Origin of the sequence: Streptomyces echinatus (genome assembly GCF_014203595.1) — a bacterium.
GTDB classification, from domain to species: domain Bacteria; phylum Actinomycetota; class Actinomycetes; order Streptomycetales; family Streptomycetaceae; genus Streptomyces; species Streptomyces echinatus.
Map to the genome: position 1 here is coordinate 49,580 of NZ_JACHJK010000020.1, position 21,339 is coordinate 70,918.

Sequence of the window (21,339 nt, forward strand, 5' to 3'; positions counted from 1 at the left end):
ACTCAGGACTCGACATACCCCGCACGCTATCCGACCGACGCCCGCCGAGGCACCTGGATTGCCCTGCTGTCGGCTGCGAACCGGCGGCAGGGAGGCCGAGCCCGATGTCATGGGCGGTCAGCTGTCGCGCCGGGCCCTTCGGAGGGCCCCGGACGGGCCATGCCGTCACACCTGAGTGGGCATATTGTGCCTATATGAGTGACGCGCGGTGCGGCTGGTGCGGTCCGGCACTGCCGGAACCGACCGGTCGTGCCCGCCGGTACTGCGCTCCGGTACTCCGGCAGGCCGCCTGGCGGGCCCGGCATCGGTGGTCGGCGGCCTCTCACGAGCCGCTGGCGACGGCGGTGGCCGGGCGGGAGCCGCTCACCCGCGGCCAAGCTGTGGCCCGCACTCACCGAGTGGGGTGAAACATGTGCCCCTCCGCCACCGGAGCCCCCTCCCCGGGCTGCACCTCGGAGGAGCTGGATCGTGTCCTGACCCGGCTTTCGCAGGAGACCGGCGCCTACGCCAGCGCCCTGTACCTGCTCTCCCCCGACCGGCGGGTGCTCCAGCTCGCGGTGCTGAGCGGAGTGTCGCGGCGGATCGCCACGCCCTGGGCGCGAGTGGCGCTCGCGGCCGCGAGCCCGGTGAGCGACGCCGTCCGGGAACACGGGCTGGTGTGGATCGGCAGTCAGGAGGAGCTGGCACGCCGCTATCCGCAACTGGCTCTCGCCCTGCCCCATCCCTTCACCGTGGCCGCTGCCGCGATCACCACTGGCCGGCGGGTGTGGGGCGGCCTGGTGCTGCACTGGTCCAGCGGGCACATGCCCGCGCTCAGCGCCGCTGAGCGGGAGGCGGTCGCCGACGCCTGCCACCGGCTGGGGCTGATCCTGCGGCAGGCCGCGGACAGCGGTCACGCCGTGCGGGCCGGACCAGAGCCGCACATCCCGCCCGCGCTACGCAGGCGCACCGCCACTCCCGCCGAAGCCCAGGCGGCGGTCGACTTCGCCGAGCGCCTGCCCAGCGGCTGCTGCGCACTCGATGTGGACGGCCGGATCGCCTTCCTCACCACCACCGCGGCCGACCTCCTGGGTGCGGACATGGCCGACCTGCTGGGCGCCCGTCCGTGGCAGGCGATTCCGTGGCTGGACGACCCCGTCGCCGAGGACCGCTACTGGGCCGCGGTCCTCAGCCGCCGGCCCACCTCCTTCACCGTCCGACGCCCACCCGACCAGTGGCTGTCGTTCCACCTCTACCCGGACGCCTCCGGCACCAGCGTGCGCATCGTGCCCACCACCTCGGCCGATGACGTGCCGCCTCCCCATCTGGTGCATCCCGCGCCCGCCGCCGGACCCGGCCGGGCCACGGCCCTGTACCACCTGACGCATCTGGCCGCCACCCTCACCGAGGCCATCGGCGTCCACGACGTGGTCGAAAGAGTCTCCGACCAGATCCTGCCCGCCTTCGGCGCCCAGGCCCTCGCCCTGATGGCCGCGGAGGAGGGCCGTCTGCGGATCATCGGCCACCGCGGCTACCCGACCGAGCTCATGCACCGCTTCGACGCGGCCCCGCTCACCTCGGACACCCCGGCCGTACACGTTCTGACGACCGGCATTCCCAGCTTCTTCGACACCTTCGCCGATCTCAAACGGGCCTATCCCCCTGCCGTGCTGCAGGACGGCATGGCCGCTTGGGCGTTCCTCCCGCTGATCACCTCGGGGCGCCCGGTCGGCTCGCTGGTCCTCGCCTACAGCCGGCCTCGCGCCTTTCCCCCCGAGGAGCGCTCCTTCCTCACCTCGACCGCCGGGCTGATCGCGCAGGCACTGGACCGCGCCCGTCTCTACGACGCCAAACACGAGCTCGCGCACCGTCTCCAGGCCGGCCTGCTGCCCACCACGCTGCCGACGGTGTCGGGTCTGGACGTGGCCGCCCGCTATCTCCCCGCCAGCCACGGCATGGACATCGGAGGCGACTTCTACGACCTCATCCGCCTCGGCGAGACGACGGCTGCCGCGGCCATCGGCGACGTCCAGGGCCACAACGTCGAGGCCGCCACCCTGATGGGCCAGGTCCGCACCGCCGTACACGCCACCGCCGGCGCGTCTCCCGGTGAGGTCCTCGCCCGCACCAACCGCCTGCTCACCGACCTCAACCCCGGCCTGTTCACCAGCTGCCTCTACGTCAGTCTCGACCTCTCCCGTCACCAGGCCTGCCTGGCCACCGCGGGACACCCGCCGCCCATCCTGCGCCACCCCGACGGACACACCGAGATCCTCCCCCTCTCCCCCGGGCTCCTGCTCGGCATCGACCCCGCCGCCGACTACCCCACCACCCATATCGCCCTGCCGGCCGGATCCGTACTGGCCCTGTACACCGACGGACTCGTCGAAGCCCCCGGCATCGACATCGAGGAGGCGATCACCACCCTCGCCGACCGACTCGCGCGCGCACGGCACCAGACCATGGACGCCCTCGCCGACACCCTCGTCAGCCACGCCCAAAGCTCCGCGTCCCGCAGCGACGACACCGCCCTGCTGCTCATCAGCCCCCGTCGAACGGAACCCCACACCGGCACATAGGTGTGAGGACGGTCAGCCGACCGTGGGAGCCCGGCGTTCGGGCCCCCGTGGTGTTTCGGCCGGGCTGCCGTCCGGGAGCGACCGCAGGTCGATTCAGCGCACTGTCCGGCTGTTACTTCCCTTCGATGCCCTTCTCCCCGATGTGGAAGATCTTGTGGCTCCCGCGGGTCATGTCGACGATCAGCTTGGTCGAGCTGGACTTGCTCCAGGTGAGGGTGATCACGGCCTCCGTGTAGTCGGCGGTGCCGTTGTCGGTGACCTTCCAGGCGAGGGGCACGTTCTGGGCGCGCAGGACGCCGTTGGCGTGGTTCTTCTTCTCCCAGGCGTTCAGTTCCTTCTGGAAGGCGGGGGTGAGGTAGTGGCCGCGCAGGGCCTGCTGGAGGCCGCCGCTGCCCTCGTCGGTCACCGCGTCGATGTAGGCGCCGTAGAAGTCGGCGATCCGGGTGATGTTGTCGGACGGCTTGCCGCTGACGCTGCGCGGGGTCCCGGCGGAGGCCTGGACGGTGGCGCCGATGCCGAGGGCGACGGTGAGGACGCCGGCGGTGAGGGCCATACGGGTCTTGCTGTTCATTTCCGTTCTCCGTTTTCGAGTGACCCAGTGGTCGACAGGTCGAGTGGTCAGTGGTCGAGTGGTCGCGCTGTGCTGCCGTCGGCGGCGCCGGGCCGCCCTCCCGACCCCCGTGACGGGAGGGCGGCAGTCCTGGACGGCCCCGTCAGCGGAGCTTGTTCACGGCCTTGGTGGTCGTCTTCTTGAAGGCCTTCACCGGAGCGCCTTCGAAGCCGCCGAGCCGGCCCCAGTTCACAACCGTGACGGTGCGTCCGTCCCGGCCGACCGACAGCAGGCGGACGTCGCTAGCGCCCCAGGAGGTCTCGGTGTGGACGCCGTAGACGTGGGCGCCGTCCTCGACGGACAGCTTCCCGTAGTCCTTGCCGGTGGCCTCGGTGCCCGGGTCCAGCCGCTCGATGCGGGCCGCGCAGGACTTCATGTCCTTGTTCAGCCGCGTGGTCAGCTGCGTCGCCGAGCGGGTGTCGGGCAGGACCACGGTGATCTGACGGGCGTTCGTGTCGAGGTCGGTGCGGAAGTCGCGGTGCCAGGCGGACCCTCGGCCCGGCAGCGCCCGCAGGCAGGTGTCCCAGGCCGTCTCCCCCGGTACACCGGCGGTGACCTTGCCGGCCGTCCAGGAAGAGGTGGGGTGCGGTGGCAGGTCCGCGGCCGCGAGGAAGCCGGGCGCCTTCGGAGCGGCGGTGGCCGGTCCGGCGAGCGCCACGGCCAGACCCGTGACGGCGAGTGCGAGGAGCGCGCCTGCTCGGGTGCGCTTGGGCATGGGTGTCCCCCGTGAATGAGTGCGGTGAGTGCATGCGTGCGGTGCATGCGAGTCGTACGTCGCCCGACGCCGGTTGGCCGGTCAGGCGCTGGTCGGTGCGACACCAAGAGGATTGCCGGTCACCGGAGTCCGGTGCAACGACTGCCGCCGTTTTGGCGACGGTGGAACCATCCCAGCCCATCTGACGTGCAGGTATATGTGTGCCTGGGATACGGGATCGCGGGCGGACGACGGGGGAGCAGTGTCGACTCGGGACGATGTCGGGGAGTTCGCGGCGCTCTTGCGCCGGCTGAAGGACCGGACGGACCGGAGCTACGGCTCCCTGGCCCGCCGCCTCAACATGAACACCTCCACGCTGCACCGCTACTGCGCGGGCGAGGCGGTGCCGCAGGACTTCGCGCCCGTGGAGCGGCTCGCGGCCTTCTGCGAGGCGACGCCCGACGAGCGGCTCGAACTGCACCGGCTGTGGCTGTCGGCGGTGGCGGCTCGGCAGCGGGTGCGTACGGCCGGTGCGGCGGAGGCCGCGGTTCCGGCGCCGGAGCCGGGCGCGGACGAGGCACTCGTCGAGGAGAGCGGGCCCGCGGGACAGCCGGGGGACGATGTCGATCCGGACGGGGCGGCCCCCGCGCCCGCTCCTCGCCCCTGGTACCGCCGCCGACGGTCTCTGGTGTCGACCGCCGTCGTCAGCGCGCTGCTCGCCACCCTGGGCATCACGTCCGTCCTGCCGGACGACCGCTCCTCCCAGGCGAACACCTCCCGCTCCGCGGGCCCACGCTCTACCGCCCCGGGCGCGCCCCACCGCTCGGCGGAGCCGTCGGCCGGCGCCTCCCCCTCTCCTTCAGCTTCTCCGTCCGCTTCCGCTTCCGCTTCCCGGGACTTGGCGTCAGCCGGCGCCCGGGAGAAGACCCCCGCTGCGTCCGCCACCGGCGGCGGTCCCACCTCGGTCGCGCAGCCGGCCGGCGGGCTGCCCCTCACCTGGAGCGCCGACTCCCAGGTCTGGAACATGGGCTGCGGTCACGACTACGTCATCGACAAGCCGCCCCCGCGGGTGCCCCCGCCGCCGGTGGAGCAGGACGCCGGGGCGTGGGCGGCGACGCAGGGCGCGGTGCACGGGCGACAGACGATGGTGCAGATCTCGGTGCAGGGGCGGTCGTCCACGGCCGTGGTCCTGGAGGCGCTGCGCGTCCGCGTCGTCAGCCGTGGCGACCCGCTCGGCGGGAACGCGTACGCCATGGACAATGGCTGCGGCGGCGAGCTCACGCCCCGCCGCTTCACCGTGAACCTCGACGTCGACCGCCCCATCGCCCGCCCGAAGGACGGCGCCGACAGCGAACACACCATCCCGGCCGTGCACTTCCCGTACCGCGTCTCCGCCGAGGACCCGCAGGTGCTGCTGGTCGACGCGACCACCCAGGCCTACGACGCCCGCTGGTACCTCGAACTCGACTGGTCCTCCCAGGGCCGGACCGGCACGATCCGCATCGACGACCACGGCCGCCCGTTCCACACCACCAGCATCAAGGGAATGCCGCGCTACTGGTACGGCACGAACGAGGCGAACGGGCGCGCCTGGGTCCCGTACAACAGCTAGGGGCCGTCGTACCGGGTCGTGGCGAAGCCTCGCCGCTGCCCGAGGCGGCCGGCGGAGGCCTCGGTGCAGGCCGCCATTCGTCCGGGTCCGCCAGGCGCGCCACGGCCCGCGCGGGTCAGCGGAGCTTGGTGGGGTCGAGGATCCGGCCGGGCGGCGGCGGGGTGGTGGCGACGGGCTCGCCCTGGTCGGTGAAGGTGCCGGCCACGGTGGCATCGGCTTCGCGAGTGATGTCCTCGTCGGACGCGAGGCTCGACTTCATGCGGTCCGGCCATGTCCCGTGCCCGGTGGGCTGCGCCGGGCGGGTGGGAGGGGTGCTCGTGCGGCCCACCCGGGCTGCGGCATATGCCGCGGGTGGCTGATGCTGGCCGGGATCCCTGACGGACACGCGCGTACCGAAGGAGGAGTCGTGACCGTCCTGACCCGGATTCCGCTGGAGGGCGGGGGCTTCGTCCTGGTCGAGTCGCCGACCGGAGTGGAGGGGCCGGTGAAGGCCGGGCGCCTGGGCGACTTCGTCCGGGAGGCGCCGGCCACGCTGCAGGATGCTCTGGAGCCGGTCACGAAGGCGGCACAGGCGGCCCTCGACCAACTGCGGAAGGCTCGGCCCGACGCGATCACGGTCGAGTTCGGCGTGGACCTCTCGGTCGCGGCGGGCGCGGTGCTCACCAAGGGGACGGCCGGCTGTCATCTGCAGGTGACGGTGTCGTGGAAGGGCGACGGTGGCTAGCGCCGCGCGCTGGCTGGACGGCGCGACCCCGTCGGACCTGCCCATGGCGGTGGCCCAGATCCTCGGGCCGGACGGAAGGGTCGCGGGAGCCGGTTTCCTGGTGGCCGAGAACCTCCTCGTCACCTGCGCGCACGTGATCCGGGCGGCCGGTGCCGGACCCCAGGGCCGGGTGCCGGTGGCCTTCCTCCGTGTGACGGGTGCCGACCTGCTGGAGGGGCACGTCGAGCAGTGGCGGGAGTCCGGGGGAGAGGACGTCGCCTTCGTCCGGCTGCCCGAAACGCCGACCGGCACCTGGGTGTTGCCGCTGGGCTCGGCCGAGGGGTGCGGCGGCCACAAGGTCCGGTCGTTCGGCTTCGCGGCCCAGGCGATGCCGGGCGGACATCTCGGAAAGGCCGAGGTGGCCGGACTGCTGAAAGCCTCGCGGGTCGGGCCCGAGCGTCTTCAGCTGACCAAGGCCAACGACCTCACCACCGGGTTCAGCGGTGCGCCGGTGCTGGACGAGACGACCAGCCTGGTCATCGGAATGCTCACCGAGATCACGGCACCCGACGAGTACGAACGGGGGCAGGGCATCGCGTACGCCACGCCCACGCGGGTCCTGCGCGAGATCATGCCCGCCCTGGCCGAGCACCAGGTGTGCCCGTACCGGGGGCTGGAGCCGTTCACCGCCGCACACGCGCGCTGGTTCAAGGGGCGGGACAAGGCGGTGGAGCAGGTCCTCGCGAACCTGGCCGGAGAGCGCCGTCTCACCCTGCTGCTCGGCCCGTCCGGCTCGGGCAAGTCGTCCCTGATCCAGGCGGGCGTGCTGCCGGCCTTGGCGCAGGGGGATCTGCGGGGCAGTGAGAGCTGGCTGCCCGTGCTGGCGCGGCCCCGGCAGGACCTGCTGACGGAGATCGAGCGCGCCGGGCTGCCGGGGGCGCGCCACGGCGGGCTCATGGCGGCGGCGGACCGCCGGCTGGCGAGCGAGCCCGACCGCCGGCGTGTGCTGCTGGTCATCGATCAGTTCGAGGAGCTGCTGGTCCAGGGCGCTGACGGGCGGCTGCGGGAATTCCCCGCCGTCATCGACGAGATCACCACGGTCGCCGATTCGGACGGCGACCTCAGCGTCATCCTCGTCATGCGGGACGACTTCTATCCTCAACTCGCCGCAACCGCCGGAAGGTTGCTGGAAGCGGCGATGCCCGGTCTGCTCAATGTGCCCGGCACGCTGGGCCGGAAGGACCTGTACGACATCATCGTCGAGCCCGCCCGGAGCGTGGGGCTCGACTTCCAGCAGGGGCTGCCCGAGCAGATCATCAGCGACGTCCTGGAGACCAACCCGGAGCCGGCGATGGGCCGTCAGGCGCCCGTGACCGTGCTGCCGCTGCTGGAGATGACCCTCACGGAGCTGTGGCGGCAGCGGAAGGACGGCTACCTCACCCACGAGGCGTACCAGCGCATCGGAGCGGTCGGCGGGAGTCTGACCGCATGGTGCGAGAAGGCGCTGAGGGAACTGTCGCCCGATCAGCAGGGCATCGCGAAGAACGTCCTCACCTGCCTGGTGCGCCCCGCGGACACCCAACGCCGTATCCCGCCCGTCCGCGCACAAGTACCCCTCGACGAGCTGCGCGGTCTCGCGGCCGGCGCCGACAGTGCGCCCGGTGACGACGTGGACGCCGTCATCGCCACTCTGGCCCGTCGTCGCATCATCACCACCACGCAGACTCTCCGCGGCCCTGAGCGCCCTGAGGCCCCACGTGAGCCGGTCGCGGAACTGATCCATGACGCGCTCATCCGCGACTGGGGCAGGCTGCGGAAGTGGGTGAGGGAGGAACACGAGTTCCACGAGTGGCTCGAGCGGACGCGCGAACGGCAGCTGCGCTGGGCGGAGGAGCAGGATCCGGGGGACCTGCTCGCCGGTACGGCCCTTGCGGACAGCAACAGACTGTCGCGGGGTCGTGGCCTGCCGAAGGAACTCGCGGACTTCCTCACCGCGAGCCGGCAGCGTCAGGAGACGATCGCCCGGCGGCGCAGACGGCTGATCACCGTTCTGGCCGCGTTGCTGGTGCTCGCGCTGCTCGCCGGCGCGGGGGCGCTCTGGCAGTGGCGTGCGGCGCTGGCCGAACGGGAGGCGGCCCTGTCCCGGCAGCTGGCCGTCGAGTCCGGCACGCTCATCGACGTGAACCCCGAACTCTCCTCGCTGCTGGCCGTCCAGGCGTACCGCACGAGTCACACGAGCGAGGCCCTGTCGAGTCTGCGCACCGACGCGTACCTTCCCCTGGGCCGGCGTCTGCTCGGGCACACCAAGGCGGTGAACGCGGTGGCGTTCCACGGCCGCACCCTCGCCACCGGAAGTTCCGACGGCACCGTGCGCGTCTGGGACACCGCCACCGGCAGGACCCGCGGCAAACTCACCGGTCTCTACGGTGAGGTGAACGCGGTGGCGTTCAGCCCGGACGGCCGCACGATCGCCACCGGCAGTTCCTACAGCGCCTGGTTGTGGGACGCCGCCACCGGCAGGGCCCGTACCCCTCTGACCGGGCACACCGACACGGTGTTCTCCGTCGCGTTCAGCCCCGACGGCCGAACCGTCGCCACGGCCGGCGCGGATGGTAGCGCTCGGCTGTGGGACGCCACCACCGGCAAGCAGCGGACCAAGCTCACCGGACACGCCAACACCGTGTACTCCGCCGTGTTCAGCCCCGACGGCCGAACCGTCGCCACGGCCGGCGCGGACGGCAGCGCTCGGCTGTGGGACGCCACCACCGGCAAGCAGCGGACCAAGCTCACCGGACACACGGCCCAGGTGGTCTCGGTCGCGTTCAGCCCCGACGGCCGCACCGTCGCCACGGGAAGTGGCGACGGCACCATGCGGCTGTGGAACGCCGTCGACGGCAAGCCCGGCCCCGAGGTGGACGTGCTCACCGGCACGGTGCTCTCCGTGGCGTTCAGTCCCGACGGCCGCACCATCGCGATCGCCGGCACCAACCGTCTGACGCGGCTGTGGGACGTGGCCACCCATGCGATGAGCAAGTCACTGATCGGTCATACCGACTCCGTGAACGCGGTGGCGTTCGGCCCCGACGGCCGGACGCTCGCCACCGGAAGCGGTGATACGACCGCACGCCTGTGGAAGGTCACCGCGACCGGCGACACGTCCCTGGTCGGGCACACCGACATCGTCTACTCGGTGGCGTTCGGCCCCGACGGCGGCACCGTCGCCAGCGCCGGTGCCGACAGGACCGCGATCCTGTGGGACGTCGCCACCGGCAGGAAGCGCCTCAGCCTCGACGGGCACGAGGGCGCGGTACTGGGAGTCACGTTCAGCCCCGACGGACGTACGGTAGCCACCGCCGGCGCGGACGGCACCGCGCGGTTGTGGGACGTCACCACGGGCAGACCCCGCCTGACGCCCCTGAGCGACACCGCCCCGCTGCATTCGGTGGCGTTCAGTCCCGAGGGCCACACCCTCGTCACCGGCGGACGCGACGGCACCGTGCGGTTGTGGGACGCCGACACCGGCAAGCCCGGCAAATCCCTGGAGGGGCACACCGACGCCGTCTTCTCCGCGGCGTTCAGTCCCGACGGACGCACCCTCGCCACCGGGAGCGCCGACAAGACCGTGCGCCTGTGGAACGTCACCACCGGCAAGGCCCACACCATCACCACCCCCGACCAAGTACACGATGTGACGTTCAGCCCGGATGGTCGCACCCTGGCCACCGCCGTCGGTGACTACACCGTACGGTTGTGGGACGTCTCCACCCGCACGACCCGCACCACCCTCGCCGGACGTGCCGACGTCGCGGCGTCGGTGGCCTTCAGTCCCGACGGCCGTACCCTCGCCACCGGCGACGCCGGCTGGACCACGGGGCTGTGGGACGCCACCACCGGCAAGAGCCGCATGACCCTGATCGGGCAGCACGCCGACGAGGTGACGTCGGTGGCGTTCAGCCCGGACGGCCGGGTCCTCGCCTCGGGCAGCGTCGACAAGACCGTGCACCTGTGGCGTGTCGCCCTCCCGGAACCCGCCGAGGCGATCCGGACCATCTGCCGCGCCGTCGGCCGGGACCTCACCAAGCAGGAACGGACCGCCTACCTCCCGGGCCGGTCAGGGGACCCCGTCTGTCCCTCTCAGCTCTAGCGGCTCCGATCCGGCTGGAGTGCTAGCGCGCCGTCCGGGTGATCAGGCGGGCGAGTTCGGTGACGTACGGTGGCTCGAAGAGGGTCAGGTGGTCTCCTTCCAGGACGTGGCGGGTGAGTTGTCCGGGGGCGCAGACGCGGGACCAGGTGCGGGTCGCCGCGTCCAGGAGGTCCGGGTTCTGTTTGTCGGCCTGGACGAGGGTCACCGGGCCCGCGTACGGTGCCGGGCGGTAGGCGCGGGCTGCTCGCAGATGGGCACGGTTGGTGTGCCGACGCAGTTCCACGCGGAGACGTTCCGCCGCGCTCGCTCCGTCGTGCGGGATGTACAGGCCGGGTTCCTCCTGGTCGTCGGTGTCGTTGCTGTCGTCGGTCCGCGGGAGCCGGTCCGCCGGATAGCTCTCGACGAGGAAGAGCATTCCCGGCCGTTCGCCCCGCTGTTCCAGCAACCGGGCCATTTCGAAGGCCACGAGACCGCCCATGGACCAGCCCAGCAGAAGGTACGGCCCGGTCGGTGAGACGGTGCGGACGGCCGCCAGATAGCGGGCGGCCAGCGCCTCGACGGTGTGCGGTGCGGCCTCCTCCCGGCCCTGCTCACCCGGCGCGGCGGGCGGGCTCTGGAGGGCGAAGAGCGGGCGGTGCAGTTCCGTGCAGGCGGCCAGATGGCGGAAGCCGGTGATCTCGCCGCCCGCCGGATGGACGCAGAAAAGCGGGGTTCCCTCGCCCCGGGACCGCAACGCGACGACGTCGTCCGCGGCGCCGGGGTGAGCGGCAGTGCCCTCCGTCAGCAGGCGGGCCAGGTGCCGCACGGTCGCCGCCCTGCCGGACTCCTCCCGTTCCGGATCCGGCTCGGAGAACAGGACGGGTACCTGCAGTGCGGTGCCGAACTCAGCGTTCAGCCGTGCGATCAGCCGTACGGCGAGCAGGGAGTGGCCGCCGAGGGCGAAGAAGTCGTCCTCCGCCCCTACCGCGTCGGTGTCGAGCAGTTCCCCGAAGATGCGGGCCACGGCGGCCTCCACCGGGTCATCCGGCGCTGTCCCGGTACGGCCCGCCGCGGGGAGGGCCGCACCGGTGCCGTCCGTCCGCGCGAGGACCGAGCGCACAGCGGCCGTGTCGACCTTGCCGTTCGGGGTGAGGGGCAGCGCCGCGACCTCGGCGAAGGTCCGCGGTACCAGGGGAGCGGGCAACCGCTCGGCGGTGAAGGCCCGCAGGTCCTGCGGCGCCGGTCCGGCGGAGTCGGTGACGACACACGCGGCGAGATGGTCGCCGCGCGCCCCGTCCGCCACCAGGACCACCGTCGCGTCACGCACACCGGGGTGGCGCACCAGCACGGAGCGGACCTCCTCGGGCTCGACGCGGATCCCGTTCACCTTGATCTGGTCGTCCACTCGGCCCAGGTACCGGATCAGACCGTCCGGGCCGACACAGCCCAGGTCTCCGGTGCGGTAGAGCCGGCTGCCGGGCTCCGTTCCGAAGGGGTGGGGCACGAACCGTTCCGCGGTGAGGCCGGGGGCGCCCAAGTACCCCCGGGCGAGGCTCGTTCCGCCGATGTAGATCTCCCCCGGTACGCCCACGGGCACCGGTTCGAGGGAGTCGTCCAGCACCAGCACCTCGGCGTGGTCCATGGGCCGGCCGATCGGGACCGGGCCCTGGACGTCCGCGGGGCCCACCTCGTGGACGCAGACGCCCACGGCGGTCTCGGTGGGGCCGTACTCGTTGAAGATCCTCGTGTCCGGAGCGTGGGTCCGCCAGGCGGCCACGGCCTCGGCCTCCAGTGCCTCACCGCCGACGACGAGCGATCTCGTCGTGCCGGCGAGGTGTTCCGCGGCCAGGCCGTGGTTCACCACCTTCAGGTGTGACGGGGTCAGTTTGAGCATGTCGAGGCCGGACCGGCCGGCCAGGTCCGCCGAGAGGGCGAGAGCGTCGCGGCAGGCGGGGTCGAGATGGACGGGACGGCCTGTGATCAGCGGCAGGAACAGACTGGTCACGGTGAGATCGAAGCCGATGGAGGAGTGCGCCATCGCTCCCCCGGCCGCGTCACCGCCGCCACGACCACGGCCGTCGCCCTCGCCGTCGGCGTACGTGCGGGCGCTCCACAGCAGGTAGTCGCACACGGCGCGGTGCGGGAGCATCACGCCCTTCGGCTCGCCGGTGGAGCCGGAGGTGAACATGATGTACGCGAGGTGGTCGGGCTCCGGCTCGCGCGGCGTGGCGGACTTCGGCTCGCGCGGCGGGGCGGGGTCGGCCGCCGGGTCCGTGTCCTCGGCCGGCAGTGCGCCCAGCTCGACGTACTCGATCTGCCCGGCGACGGGCGGCTTCGGTGGCCGGTCGGTGAGCAGCAGCCGGCAGCCGCCTCGCTCCAGCAGTTCCCCGGTCCGCAGGGCCGGGAGTTCCGGATCGAGCGGCACGTAGGTCCCGCCGGCCTTGAGCACGGCGAGCAGCGCCACGACCAGCGAGGCCGAGTGTGTGGCGCTCACCGCCACCGGTGTCTCGAGGCCGACGCCCCGTGCGCGCAGCGCCCGGCTCCACCGGTTCGCCCGCGCGTCGAGTTCCCGGAAGGTCAGCCTCTCGTTCCCCGCCACGACGGCGAGGGCGTCCGGAGTCCGGCGCGTCTGCTCCTCGACGAGCCGGTGCAGCACATGTCCGGCGGACGGCGTGCGCGGTCGGTCCCTCATCGGGGGCCGGTCCGTGAGCGGGTGTCGGTCCTGGAGTGCGCCGGGGACGGTCGTGGGCTCCAGGCGCGCCTGGTCCACGGGGGCGGCGGGCGCGGCGAGGAGCCCGGCGAGCAGCGTCGCGTACTGGCCGGCCAGGACGCGGACATAGGCCTCGTCGAACTGCTCGCCGTCGTAGTACCAGGTCGTCGTGGCCCGCCGGTCGCCCAGCGCGCAGGTCAGCCGCAGCGCGTGCTGCTCGGTCTCGACGTCCTGCCACAGCACGCCGAAGGTCACGCCGTGTCCCGGGCGGTCCACCGTGCGGACGGCCCCGGCGGTGTCGTCGCAGACGAAGCCGATGCCGTGGCCCGCCGGGGCGGCAAGACCGGTCGAGGGAGAGTCCTGGAGGTGTTCCTCGGCTTCGGCGAGGGCGCGTTCGGCCCGTGCGGCGAGGGCGTCGAGGACGGGCACGGGGGCGAGCCGGGCCGTCACCTCGGCCCACTGGGCGAAGTGGCCGAGACCGTTCGTCGTCTCTTCGAAATCGCGGCCGGTGAACTGCGCGGCGACGGTGATGTCGTCCTCGCCTCCGATCCGCCACAGCAGTGTCTGCCAGCAGGCCAGCAGCACAGCGCCCGGCCGCACGCGCCGTCGGCCGGCATAGGCGTGGACGGTGGCCACGAGACCGTCCGGCAGGGGCGCGGTGACGGTGCGGTGATCCGGCCGACCGGCGCCGTGGTGCCGGCGCAGCGGCATGGCCACCCGCCGGGCGGTGGTGTCGTGCGGTGCCGTGAGCGGGGGCGGCGCCCCGAACTCCTGGTGCTGCCATTCGGCGAACTGGCTGTACTGGAGGACCTCTTCGGCGGGTGGGCGGCCCGCGTACCGTGCGGCGAGCTCGTCGGCGAGCAGGCGGAGCGTACGGGCGTCGGCGGCCAGGGGGGTGGTGGTGAGCAGCAGGGAGTGCTGCCGTGGGCCGAGGGTGAAGAGGGTGGCACGCAGGACCGGATCGTCCGGTCCGCCGTACGGCAGGTCTCGCAGAGTGCGGGCCTCAGCGTCGATTCGGCGCTCCCGGGCGGCCTCGTCGAGGTGGTGGAGGTTAACCACCGACCACTCGGGGCGCAGCCGGTCCGTGTCCCGGACGACGAGCAGGGCGGTACGGACGCCGGGTACCCGCTGATAGGCCGCGCGGAGGATCTCGTGCCGGTTCACCGTCTCCCGCAGCGCGGCCGTCAGGCGGTCACCGTCGAGGTCGCCGCCGATGGCGAGGCGCAACTGCGCCCAGCCCGGCGCGGCGTGGAGTTCGGCGAGCCGCCACAGCCGCTGTTGCTGGTACGACAGGCGGTACCCCTCGACGGGTCGTTCCTGGCCTCCGTACTCGTCCTGGCGGGTCTGCGTCGTCACTGGAACCTCACCATGCCGCCCATGGCGACGAGGAGTTCGCGTTCGCCCCGGAAGGGATTGCGGGCGTGGGCGGTGAGGATGTTGTCCAGCAGCATCACGTCCCCGCGTTCCCAGGGGAAGCTGATCTCCAGTTCGCGGTAGACACGAAGGATCTCGTGCATGGCCTCGTCGGGTATCGGGGTGCCGTCGCCGAACCGGCAGGTTCGCGGGAGTTCCTCCGGTGACATGGTGGCCAGCAGGGACTCGCGGACGTTCGCGCTCAGGCAGGCGGTGTGCCAGTGCTGTGCCTGGTTGAACCAGGACCATTCACCGGTGCGCGGGTGACGCAGCACGGCGGGGCGTACGGCGGTGGTGCGCAGCCGGTCACCGTGCCACTCGTAGCGCAGTCCCTGCCGGGCGCACCGGGCCTCGGCCTCGGCTCGGTCGCCGGTGCGGAACACACTGCGCCAGTCGAGTCCGAGTCCGGTGCCGTAGGTGCGGACGTACATGACTCCCTTGGCGGTGAACTCCTCGCGCAGTGCCGGGTCCAGCCGTCGGTGGACGGCGCGGCTGTCGACCACGGGGGTCTCGCCGCCGGATTCGGCCGGGCGGGCGCAGCAGAACCAGATGCGGGTCGGTCCCTCGTCGTTGAAGGAGTTCTCGTTGTGCCAGAGCAGCTTCTCCTCCGGCGGGAAGAACACCGGGGTGTAGACCTTGCCGCCGAGTGCGGCGCGCGGGTGTTCGCCGTTCTCGCCGAAGAGGTCGTCGACGAAGACCGAGGCGAATCGCTCCAGTGCGTCGGGGTGCGTGATCCCGAAGCCGCGGAAGAGGAGGGCGCCGTGCCGTTCGAGGTCGGCGTCGAGGCGGGCGCGGTGGGCGCGTGCCCAGGTCGCCGGATCGACGTCGGGGTGGGCGGGCCGCAGGACGACCGGCAGGTCGGCGCCTTCCCGCAGGGCCTCCCGTACGACGACGTCGTCCGAGGCCATGGCCACCCGGGTGGGCGTGATGCCGCGCAGGGTGCCGGGACCGCGCCGCCTGCCGCGGCCCGGTGCGGTCCCTCCGCTGTGGTCGGTGGGTGCGGTCGTGGGCAGGGGTGCGTCGGCGATCGAGGCGTCGGGGCGGGCTGCCATGTCGGCGACCAGCGCGAGGTACTGCTCCCGCAGTTCCGTCATGGTGGACGCGTCGAAGAGGTCGGGGTCGTAGTTGAGGAATCCGGCGATCCCCTCGTCGTCCTCTTCCAGGACCAGGGTGATGTCGAACCGGCTGGTGTCGATGAGGGCCACGGGGAACGGGCCGAGTTCCAGCCCGGCCATGGTGTCGGCGGGTCGCCGGTTGCTGTTCAGCACGAACTTGATCTGGAACAGCGGGCTCTGGTTGCGGGTGCGGGGCGGGCTGAGGGCCTTGACGACCTCCTCGAAGGGGAGGTCCTGGTGGGCGTAGGCGTCCAGGGCCAGGTCTTTGGTGCGCCCGAGCAGTTCGCGCCAGGTGGGGGCGCCGGTGAGGTCGGCGCGCAGCACGATCTGGTTGACGAAGAAGCCGATCAGCGGTTCGGCCTTGGTGTCGGAGCGGCCCGCGACGTCCGAGCCGACCACGAGGTCGGTTTCCCCGGTCCGCCGGTTGACCGTCGCGTACAGGGCGGCGAGCAGCGCCATGAACAGGGTGCTGTCCTCGCGGCGGCACAGGGTGCGCACGGCGTCCGCGGTCGAGGCGGGGATGCGGAACCGGACGCCCTCCCCGCAGTGCCGGGGATCGGCGGGTCGGGGCCGGTCCAGTGGCAGTCCGGGCAGGTCGAGGATTCCCTGGAGGCGCTGGGTCCAGTGCTCCACCAGCCGGTCGAAGTGGCCGGCTTCGGCGAGCCGGCGCTGCCAGATCGCGTAGTCGGCGTACTGCACGGGCAGTCGGGGCAGCCGGTGCGGCCGTCCTTCGCGGGCCGCCGTGTACAGCTCGGCCAGTTCGTCCCGCAGCACCGCGGCGGACCAGCCGTCCACCGACACATGATGGGCCGTCATCAGCAGGACGTGGTCGGTGGGTCCGAGCCGGAGCAGACCGGTTCGCAGCACGGGGCCGACGGCCAGGTCGAAGGGCTGCCCGTAGTGTTGCCGGGCCAGCCGCCGGGCCTCCTCCTCACGCTGCCCGGGCGGGTGTGCGGTCAGGTCCGTGACCGGCAGCACGACCGGTTCGCTGGGCAGTACGGTCTGGTACGCCTGCCCGTCGCGGGAGGTGATCACGGTCCTGAGCACCTCGTGCCGCCGTACGATCTCCGTGACCGACCGCCGCAGCACGTCGACGTCGAGCTCACCGGTCAGCCGCAGGAAGACGGGGAAGTTGTACTGGGCGGTGTCCGGCTCCAGTTGGTGGAGGAACCACAGGCGCTCCTGCGCGAAGGAGGCCGGCGTGCTCTCCTCCCGCTCGACGGGCGCCAGCACGGGCAGTGCGGGGCGCTGTGCCTCCGCGATCAGGTCGTCGACGAGGGCGGACAGCGCGCCGAGGGTGGACGCGTCGAAGGGGCCGCGGACCGGCACCTCCACCTCGAACTCCTCGCGCAGCCGGAAGACCAGGCGGAAGGTGAGCAGGGAGTGGCCGCCGAGGTCGAAGAAGTCGTCCTGGGCGCGGATGCCGTCGCGGCCGAGCAGTTCGCTCCAGATGGCGGCCATCCGTCGCTCGGTCGGGCTGAGTTCCCGCCCGGGCTCCGCTCCCGGGCCGGTTCCGGTGCCGTCCTCGGCCAGTGTCCCCGAGACGGTCAGGAGATCCGTGAGTGCGGCACGGTCGACCTTGCCGTTGGCGGTGAGCGGTATCCGGCGCAGCACCACGTACCGCGACGGAAGCAGGGGTTCGGGCAGCCGGTCGCGGAGCCTTGCCTCGACGGCGGGCAGCGCGGCGAGTGCGGCGGGGCGCCACAGCGGTTCGGTTGCGAACCGGTCGGTGGGCGCGGCGGTGCCGAGCGGTGGCAGGGGTTCGGGGGCCAGGTCCGCGCGGTGCAGCAGGACGTCGAAGGAGCCGTCGGGGCGTCCCGCGGCCCAGCTCGGTTCGGCCCGGTAACCGTGGCGCTCGGCGAGCAGGCACAGCTCTTCCGGGTCCACGCCCGGGGCGACGGCCTCGGGGGCGGCACCGGAGAGCCGGGCCAGCAGGCGAAGGTCGTTGTCCAGGCGGGCGTTGGGGACGGCGTGCAGCGCGAGCCGGTCCGGCCGGTCGGCGTCGAGCAGGGCCGCCAGCGCGCCGAGGTCCAGCGCCTCCGCCCGCCAGTCCCGCCACTCGGACGGCGCAGGGGGTGCGGCGGCTGCGGTGCGCTCGCCGGCGACGGTGATCACGACGTCGTAGCGGTACCGGTTCAGTTCGTGGCCGGCCGTCCCGCGTTTCAGCAGGACGCGTACGGACTCCACGCGCGGCAGGCGAGCCGGCAGTGCGGCGAAGAGCCGGGGGTCCAGGCAGAGTTCGTTCTCCGCCTCCATGCGCCAGGCGGTCGCGGCGCGCAGCACGGTGTCGGGGGTTCCCGGCCTCGTCCGGTGTGCGGCCACCGAGGCGTGGAACGCCTCCAGCAGGACGAGGCTGCGCAGGTCGCCGAGGAACACGTGGCCGCCGTCGGGCATCGCCTCGAAGGCCTGGTGGAGAACGTCGAACAGGTAGTCCACGGACGGGAAGTACTGCACGACGGAGTTCAGGATCACCGTGTCGTAGGTCTCGCCGGGGCGGACCGCTCGGTGCGCGGGGCCGGTCCGCAGTCCGATCCGTTCGCCGCCGTCCGGCCGGGCGTCGAGCACCGCCCGCAGGTTGCCGACGACCCGCTCGGACAGGTCGACGCCCTGGTAGTGGGCGCAGCCGGGGGCGACCCTGGAGAGGATCAGACCGGTGCCGCAGCCGATCTCCAGGACCCGGCCGGGCCGCAGCGACCGGATGCGGTCGACCGTGGCGTCCAGCCACTCCCCCATCCCGGCGGTGTCGATGGGCTCGCCGGTGTAGCTGCTGTTCCAGCCCGCCAGGTCGAACGACGGATCGGCGGGACGCTCGGCCGCACCGTAGGTGTCCTCGTACAGCGTCTGCCAGCGGTCCACCCAGTCGGACGCGGCGGCCGGGTCCGAGACGCCCGCCTCGCCGGAACGGGGGCTGACGAAGGCGACCAGTTGCCGGGACTCCGGTGTGGCGCCGTACGCGATCACGGCGGCGTCGCGGACGGCGGGGTCCTGGGCCAACGCGGCCGCCACCTCGTCCGGTTCCACGCGATGGCCCCGGATCTTGACCTGGTCGTCGAGCCGGCCAAGGTATTCGAGGTCTCCGGAGGCGAGCCTGCGCACCCGGTCGCCGGTCCGGTACAGGCGCGCGCCCGGCTCGTCGCCGAAGGGGTCGGGCACGAAGCGTTCCGCCGTCTGGCCCGGACGGTTCCAGTAGCCGTGGCAGACGCCGGCCCCGCCCACGTACAGTTCGCCGGGCGCGCCCTGCGGAACCGGGTTCATCCACTCGTCGAGGACGTACAGCCGCGTGTTGTGCACGGGCGTGCCGATGGGGATCCGGCCGAAGCCGCCCACGGGTTGCGCGCTGTCGTAGGCGGCGCAGGCCACGGCCGTCTCCGTGGGCCCGTACTCGTTCACGAGGCGCGGGCCGCCCGACGCCGTGCGCCAGGCCGCGAGCCGCTCCTCGTCGAGTTCCTCGCCGCCGACGACCATGGTCCGGGTCCAGGCCGCCGCGCGGGCCGGTGCCGCCGAGTCCTCGAGCATCCTCAGGTGCGAGGGGGTGAGTTTGACGAAGGCGAGGTCCGTGTCGGATGCCGCCGACGCGCGCAGGGCCTCGCCCGGGGTGCCGGAGTCGTCGGCGAACAGCAGCCGCCTGCCGGCCAGCAGGGGTGCGAACAGGCTCGTCACGGTCAGGTCGAAGGAGAGCGACGAGTGCACCGAGACGGCGCCGTCGGCCGCCGGCGGCAGATAGGTCTCGACGGCCCACAGCAGGTAGTTGGCGACCTGGCGGTGGGAGAGCATGGCGCCCTTGGGTCCGCCGGTCGAGCCGGAGGTGTACATCAGGTACATCAGGTCGTCGGGGGTGCCGTCGGCCTCGGGTGGCGTCCCGGCCGCCTCCCTCTCCACGGCCTCCGGGTCGACGGTGACCATCCGGACGTCCGGGCCCTCCGCCAGGTCCCGCAGCCGCGCGTCGGCGAGGACGAGCGTGGCGCCGCTGTCCCGCAGCATGTGGGCGAGCCGGACCTTGGGGTACGCCGCGTCGAGGGCCACGTACGCGGCGCCGCTCTTCAGCACGGCGAGCAGCGCGATGACCGCCTCGGGGGTGCGCGGCAGCAGGACGGCGACGACGGTGCCCGGGCCCGCGCCGAGCGCGCGCAGCCGGTGGGCGAGTCCGTTGGCCCGACGGTCCAGGTCCCCGTATGTAAGGTCGGGGCGCCCCGGGGCCGTGGCGGCGACCGCGTCCGCGCCGGCCCGTGCGCGTGCGGCGATGAGCCGCTCCACGCGTACGTCTTCGGGCCGGGCCGCGCGGGTGCCGTGCCCGGTGCGCAGCGTCCGTTCCGTCTCCTGCGGGGTCATCAGGGGAAGTTCGCCGATGCGCGCGGCCGGATCGGCGGCCGCGGCGGCGAGCAGGAGGGTCAGGGAGCGGGCCAGCCGCTCGCCGGTGACCGCGTCGAACAGGTCGGTGGCGTGGATGAGCCGGCACTCCAGGCCGGCGTCGGTCTCCCAGATGTTCAGGTCGAGGTCGAAGCGGGCCCCGTCGTGGTCGAGATGGTCCAGTTCGCTGACGCCGACCCCGCCCGGCAGGGTGCGGACCGGGCGCGGCGGCGTGTTGTGCAGGGTGAAGTTGACCTGGTAGACGGGGTTGCGGCCGGGAGCGCGTTCGGGGTTCAGCCGCTGGGCGATCAGGTCGAGGGGGACGTCCTGGTTCTCGTACGCCTCCAGACAGGTGGCGCGGACCTCGGCGAGGAAGTCCTCGAAGGACGCCTCGCGGCGGATCCGGGAGCGCAGCGGGACCGAGTTGGCGAAGAATCCGACGAGATCGTGGAAACCACGGTAGCGGCGGTTGGCGACCGGGGTGCCGACGACGACGTCGTCCTGTCCGCCGTAGCGGGCCAGCACGATCTGGAACGCGGCCAGCAGCACCATGAACAGTGTCGTGCCGGTGCGCGCCGACGTCTGCTTCAGGGCGTCGCGGACGTCGACGGGAAGCGTGAACACGGTCGACCCGGCCCGGCCCTCCGGCTTCGGCGGCCGGGGACGGTCGGCGGGCAGCGGCATGGGGTCCGGGGCGCCCGCCAGCCGGCGCTCCCAGTAGTCCAGCTGGTTCGCCGCCTCGGCGCTGTCGGCCCACTCGTGCTGCCAGCGGGCGTACTCGGCGAAGTCGACGGTGAGAGCGGGCAGTTCGGGCGTCCGCCCGTCGAGGCGCGCGCCGTAGGCCTGTTCCAGGTCGCTCAGCAGGACGCCGAGCGACCAGCCGTCCACGACGGCGTGGTGCAGGACGAGCACGAGCAACGCGTCGTCCACCGCGAGCCGCAGCAGCCGGAACCGCGCCGGCTCGTCGACGGCCAGGTCGAACGGTTCGGCGGCGTCGGCCAGCGCGATCCGTTCGGCCCGCGCCAGGCGCTCGGGCTCGGGAAGGCCGGTGAGATCGACGACCTCCAGGGTCCGGTGCCGGTGCGGCAGCACTCGCTGGACGGTGCGGCCTTCCCGCACCGGCAGGACCGTGCGCAGTACGGCGTGGCGCACCAGCAGGTCGTTGAGGGCGCCTTCGAGGGCGGTGACGTCCAGCGGTCCGGTGAGCCGGTGGACGACGGGACTGTTGTAGGCGGGGCTGTCCGGATCCAGCCCGGCCAGGAGCACCATGCGGCGCTGGGTGAACGACGCCGGGGCCTCACCGGCGTCATCCGTGCCGGGCAGTCCGGTGGCGGCGCCCTTCTCCCACATCCGCTGGCGCAGCAGGGCCCGCTGCTCGGCGGGGAGCCTTGCTATTCGCTCCCGCAGGTCGTCGTCGACCGCGGCGGCCCGCTTCGTCGTGTGCGTCATGTGGC

General features: G+C 72.8%; 9 protein-coding genes. 4 read left to right on the plus strand and 5 right to left on the minus strand.

What is annotated here, in order from left to right:
- Positions 1–410: 410 nt before the first annotated feature.
- Positions 411–2,558, plus strand: coding sequence for a SpoIIE family protein phosphatase (locus FHS34_RS37095; protein ID WP_184973936.1), 2,148 nt, complete (start codon positions 411–413; stop codon positions 2,556–2,558).
- A gap of 112 nt (positions 2,559–2,670) precedes the next feature.
- Here FHS34_RS37095 and FHS34_RS37100 read toward each other — a convergent pair whose 3' ends face one another.
- Both FHS34_RS37100 and FHS34_RS37105 read right to left on the minus strand, forming a co-directional pair.
- Entirely contained in the window at positions 2,671–3,129 is a 459-nt protein-coding gene (locus FHS34_RS37100) for a hypothetical protein (RefSeq protein WP_184973938.1), read from the minus strand.
- 142 nt (positions 3,130–3,271) lie between these two features.
- Positions 3,272–3,883 (minus strand): hypothetical protein, encoded by a 612-nt coding sequence (locus FHS34_RS37105; protein ID WP_184973940.1) that lies wholly within the window; start codon positions 3,881–3,883, stop codon positions 3,272–3,274.
- 241 nt (positions 3,884–4,124) lie between these two features.
- Between FHS34_RS37105 and FHS34_RS37110 the strand changes: the two genes are divergently transcribed.
- Positions 4,125–5,474 carry a helix-turn-helix domain-containing protein gene (locus FHS34_RS37110; RefSeq protein ID WP_372478634.1) on the plus strand — a complete coding sequence of 450 codons (1,350 nt, stop codon included), beginning with the start codon at positions 4,125–4,127 and terminating at the stop codon, positions 5,472–5,474.
- Positions 5,475–5,589: 115 nt separating this feature from the next.
- Here the strand turns inward: FHS34_RS37110 and FHS34_RS37115 are convergent, their stop codons facing one another.
- Positions 5,590–5,733: a hypothetical protein gene (locus tag FHS34_RS37115; RefSeq protein WP_184973945.1), complete on the minus strand. Its 144-nt coding sequence runs from the start codon at positions 5,731–5,733 to the stop codon at positions 5,590–5,592.
- Between the two features lie 147 nt (positions 5,734–5,880).
- Between FHS34_RS37115 and FHS34_RS37120 the strand changes: the two genes are divergently transcribed.
- Together FHS34_RS37120 and FHS34_RS43600 are read left to right on the plus strand one after the other, a co-directional pair.
- Positions 5,881–6,198 (plus strand): CU044_2847 family protein, encoded by a 318-nt coding sequence (locus FHS34_RS37120; protein WP_184973947.1) that lies wholly within the window; start codon positions 5,881–5,883, stop codon positions 6,196–6,198.
- The gene (locus FHS34_RS43600; RefSeq protein ID WP_308288334.1) at positions 6,191–10,321 is read left to right on the plus strand and encodes an nSTAND1 domain-containing NTPase; all 4,131 of its coding nucleotides are present in this window, start codon (positions 6,191–6,193) and stop codon (positions 10,319–10,321) included. The genes FHS34_RS37120 and FHS34_RS43600 overlap by 8 nt, the downstream gene beginning before the upstream one ends.
- Positions 10,322–10,343: 22 nt before the next feature.
- Here FHS34_RS43600 and FHS34_RS37130 read toward each other — a convergent pair whose 3' ends face one another.
- Positions 10,344–14,366 (minus strand): non-ribosomal peptide synthetase, encoded by a 4,023-nt coding sequence (locus tag FHS34_RS37130; RefSeq protein WP_184973949.1) that lies wholly within the window; start codon positions 14,364–14,366, stop codon positions 10,344–10,346.
- Positions 14,363–21,334 (minus strand): non-ribosomal peptide synthetase, encoded by a 6,972-nt coding sequence (locus tag FHS34_RS37135; protein WP_184973951.1) that lies wholly within the window; start codon positions 21,332–21,334, stop codon positions 14,363–14,365. Before FHS34_RS37135 ends, FHS34_RS37130 begins: the two co-directional genes overlap by 4 nt.
- Positions 21,335–21,339 lie beyond the last annotated feature (5 nt).